Below are 1728 nucleotides of genomic sequence, written 5' to 3'. Positions count from 1 at the left end.
ATCGAGCTGGCGGGGACGCAGATCGTCGGGGCGGACCGCGAGCGCGTCCGCGCGCTGCGCGGCCGGAAGGTCGCGATGATCTTCCAGGACCCGCTGTCGTCGCTGCATCCGCACTACAGCGTGGGCGAGCAGATCGCCGAGGCGCGGCGGCTGCACTTCGGCTCGTCGCGCCGCGCGGCGCGCGAGGAGGCCGTCCGGGTGCTCGCCGACGTCGGCATCCCCCATCCCCGGGAGCGGGCGGGCGACCACCCGCACCGGTTCTCCGGCGGGATGCGCCAGCGCGTGATGATCGCCATGGCGCTCGCCTGCGAGCCCGACCTGCTGATCGCCGACGAGCCGACCACCGCCCTGGACGCGACCGTCCAGGCGCAGATCCTGGAGCTGATCGCGCGCATCCAGCGCGAGCGCGGGCTGGCGGTCCTGATGATCACGCATGATCTGGGGGTGGTCGCGCGGGTCGCCGACGACGTCCTGGTCATGTACGCGGGACGGGCGGTCGAGCGGGCGTCGGCCGACGCCCTGTTCGCCGTGCCCCGGCACCCCTACACCCGCGGGCTCCTCGGCTCCCTCCCCCGGCTCACCGGCCCGCCCGGCGAGCTGGCCCCGATCGCGGGCGCCCCGCCGTCTCCGCTGTCTCCGCCGGCGGGGTGCCCGTTCCATCCGCGGTGCGCCGAACGGGTCGAGGTGTGCGAGACGACCCGTCCGGCGCTCCTCGGCACGTCCCATCCGGCGGCCTGCCACCTGCTCACGATCGCGAAGGAACCCCGATGACGGCGCTGCTTCGCCTGGAAGGCCTGACCAAGACGTTCCAGACGCGGCGCGGCGCCGTGCGGGCGGTGAACGGCCTGGACCTGGAGGTGCGGGCCGGGGAGACGCTCGGCCTGGTCGGCGAGTCCGGCTGCGGCAAGTCCACGACCGGGCGGATGCTGGTCCGGCTCCTGGACCCCACGGCAGGGCGGATCTTCTTCGACGGCGAGGACATCACCGGGCTGTCCCAGCGGGCGATGCGGCCGCTGCGCCGCGACCTGCAGATCATCTTCCAGGACCCGTTCGCCTCACTGAACCCGCGCCACACCGTCGGCTCCATCGTGGCCGAGCCGCTGCGGGTGCAGGGCGAGCGGGACCCGCTGCCCCGCGTCCAGGAGATGCTGGAGTACGTCGGGCTCGGCGCCGAGCACCTCGACCGGTACCCGCACGAGTTCTCCGGCGGGCAGGCCCAGCGGATCGGGATCGCCCGGGCCCTCGTCACCGGCCCCCGGCTGGTCGTCGCGGACGAGCCGGTGTCGGCGCTGGACGTGTCGATCCAGGCCCAGATCGTCAACCTGCTGGCGGGCCTGCGGCGCCGGCTCGGCCTGGCGTACGTGTTCATCGCCCACGACCTCGCGGTCGTCCGGCACGTGTGCGACCGGATCGCCGTGATGTACCTCGGCCGGATCGTGGAGACGGGGGCCCGGGACGTGGTCTACGGCGCGCCGGCGCACCCCTACACCAGGGCTCTGCTGTCGGCGATCCCGCTGCCCGACCCGGTGGCCGAACGGGCGCGGGAGCGCATCGTGCTCCGCGGCGACCCGCCGAGCCCGTCGGCGCCGCCGCCCGGCTGCGCCTTCCACCTGCGCCTTGAAGCACCGCGGGAGCGTCAAGCACAAGTGCGCGCGGATGCTCATCGCCGTCGAGCGCGCCAGGGCGGCGGTATGGGACGCCGCGCGCGCCCTGGACGAGCCGGAAGAC

The 1728-nt window shown here is 74.7% G+C and carries 2 protein-coding genes; both read left to right on the top strand.

Annotated features, from left to right (window positions below):
* A partial coding sequence (locus AB0K37_RS42040; RefSeq protein WP_363991809.1) for an ABC transporter ATP-binding protein occupies positions 1–771 on the top strand: 771 nt, incomplete at its 5' end.
* The coding region (locus AB0K37_RS42035; protein ID WP_363991806.1) for an ABC transporter ATP-binding protein at positions 768–1728 on the top strand (961 nt) is incomplete at its 3' end. The genes AB0K37_RS42040 and AB0K37_RS42035, both read left to right, overlap by 4 nt.

Source organism: Actinomadura sp. NPDC049753, assembly GCF_040674655.1.
Classification (GTDB): Bacteria; Actinomycetota; Actinomycetes; order Streptosporangiales; family Streptosporangiaceae; genus Spirillospora; species Spirillospora verrucosospora.
The sequence above is the reverse complement of the archived record's forward strand: the minus strand, read 5'-3'. Positions and strand labels throughout refer to the sequence as shown.